This is a genomic window from Photobacterium jeanii, assembly GCF_001650345.1.
Lineage (GTDB): Bacteria > Pseudomonadota > Gammaproteobacteria > Enterobacterales > Vibrionaceae > Photobacterium > Photobacterium jeanii.
In genome coordinates, this window is sequence record NZ_LVHF01000032.1 from 1 (window position 1) to 2,484 (window position 2,484).

The following is a 2,484-nucleotide window of genomic DNA, read 5'->3' on the forward strand; positions in this document are numbered from 1 at the left end:
AAAACCCCTTGGGTGTTGTATGGTTAAGCCTCACGGGCAATTAGTACAGGTTAGCTCAACGCCTCACAACGCTTACACACCCTGCCTATCAACGTCGTAGTCTCCGACAACCCTTTAGAGAGCTTAAAGCTCTAGGGATGACTCATCTTGAGGCTCGCTTCCCGCTTAGATGCTTTCAGCGGTTATCGATTCCGAACTTAGCTACCGGGCAATGCGTCTGGCGACACAACCCGAACACCAGAGGTTCGTCCACTCCGGTCCTCTCGTACTAGGAGCAGCCCCTCTCAATCATCCAACGCCCACGGCAGATAGGGACCGAACTGTCTCACGACGTTCTAAACCCAGCTCGCGTACCACTTTAAATGGCGAACAGCCATACCCTTGGGACCGACTTCAGCCCCAGGATGTGATGAGCCGACATCGAGGTGCCAAACACCGCCGTCGATATGAACTCTTGGGCGGTATCAGCCTGTTATCCCCGGAGTACCTTTTATCCGTTGAGCGATGGCCCTTCCATTCAGAACCACCGGATCACTATGACCTGCTTTCGCACCTGCTCGACTTGTCAGTCTCGCAGTCAAGCGGGCTTATGCCATTGCACTAACCTCACGATGTCCGACCGTGATTAGCCCACCTTCGTGCTCCTCCGTTACTCTTTGGGAGGAGACCGCCCCAGTCAAACTACCCACCAGGCACTGTCCGCACCCCCGATAAGGGGGCGACGTTAGAACATCAACACTACAAGGGTGGTATTTCAAGGACGGCTCCACGCAATCTAGCGACTGCGCTTCAAAGCCTCCCACCTATCCTACACATGTAGGGTCAATGTTCAGTGCCAAGCTGTAGTAAAGGTTCACGGGGTCTTTCCGTCTAGCCGCGGGTACACAGCATCTTCACTGCGATTTCAATTTCACTGAGTCTCGGGTGGAGACAGCGTGGCCATCATTACGCCATTCGTGCAGGTCGGAACTTACCCGACAAGGAATTTCGCTACCTTAGGACCGTTATAGTTACGGCCGCCGTTTACCGGGGCTTCGATCAAGAGCTTCGACCGAAGTCTAACCCCATCAATTAACCTTCCGGCACCGGGCAGGCGTCACACCGTATACGTCATCTTTCGATTTTGCACAGTGCTGTGTTTTTAATAAACAGTTGCAGCCACCTGGTATCTGCGACTCCCGGCAGCTTAGAGAGCAAGTCTCATCACCGCTAGGAGCGTACCTTCTCCCGAAGTTACGGTACCATTTTGCCTAGTTCCTTCACCCGAGTTCTCTCAAGCGCCTTGGTATTCTCTACCTGATCACCTGTGTCGGTTTGGGGTACGATTGCTTATAACCTGAAGCTTAGAGGCTTTTCCCGGAAGCATGGCATCAATGACTTCATCACCGTAGTGACTCGACATCGGGTCTCAGCCTTAGTGATTTCCCGGATTTACCTAAGAAATCAGCCTACACCCTTGAACTTGGACGACCGTCGCCAAGCCCACCTAGCCTTCTCCGTCCCCCCATCGCAGTTATAAGCAGTACAGGAATATTAACCTGTTTCCCATCGACTACGCCTTTCGGCCTCGCCTTAGGGGTCGACTTACCCTGCCCCGATTAACGTTGGACAGGAACCCTTGATCTTCCGGCGAGGGAGTTTTTCACTCCCTTTATCGTTACTCATGTCAGCATTCGCACTTCTGATACCTCCAGCAGCCCTTACAGACCACCTTCAACCGCTTACAGAACGCTCCCCTACCCAATACATAAAATGCATTGCCGCAGCTTCGGTGTATAGCTTAGCCCCGTTAAATCTTCCGCGCAGGCCGACTCGACCAGTGAGCTATTACGCTTTCTTTAAATGATGGCTGCTTCTAAGCCAACNGCGCAGGCCGACTCGACCAGTGAGCTATTACGCTTTCTTTAAATGATGGCTGCTTCTAAGCCAACATCCTGGCTGTCTGAGCCTTCCCACATCGTTTCCCACTTAGCTATAACTTTGGGACCTTAGCTGGCGGTCTGGGTTGTTTCCCTCTCCACGACGGACGTTAGCACCCGCCGTGTGTCTCCCGGATAGTACTTACTGGTATTCGGAGTTTGCAAAGGGTTGGTAAGTCGGGATGACCCCCTAGCCTTAACAGTGCTCTACCCCCAGTAGTATTCGTCCGAGGCGCTACCTAAATAGCTTTCGGGGAGAACCAGCTATCTCCAGGTTTGATTGGCCTTTCACCCCTAGCCACAAGTCATCCGCTAATTTTTCAACATTAGTCGGTTCGGTCCTCCAGTAAGTGTTACCTCACCTTCAACCTGCCCATGGCTAGATCACCTGGTTTCGGGTCTAATCCTAGCAACTGTGACGCCCAGTTAAGACTCGGTTTCCCTACGGCTCCCCTAAACGGTTAACCTTGCTACTAAAATTAAGTCGCTGACCCATTATACAAAAGGTACGCAGTCACCCAACAAGTGGGCTCCTACTGCTTGTACGTACACGGTTTCAGGTTCT

General features: G+C 52.3%; 1 rRNA gene. It reads right to left on the bottom strand.

The annotated features are described in order from the left end of the window. Nucleotides 1-19: 19 nt before the first annotated feature. Nucleotides 20-2,484 (bottom strand): 23S ribosomal RNA (locus A3K86_RS22865); the annotation flags it as partial.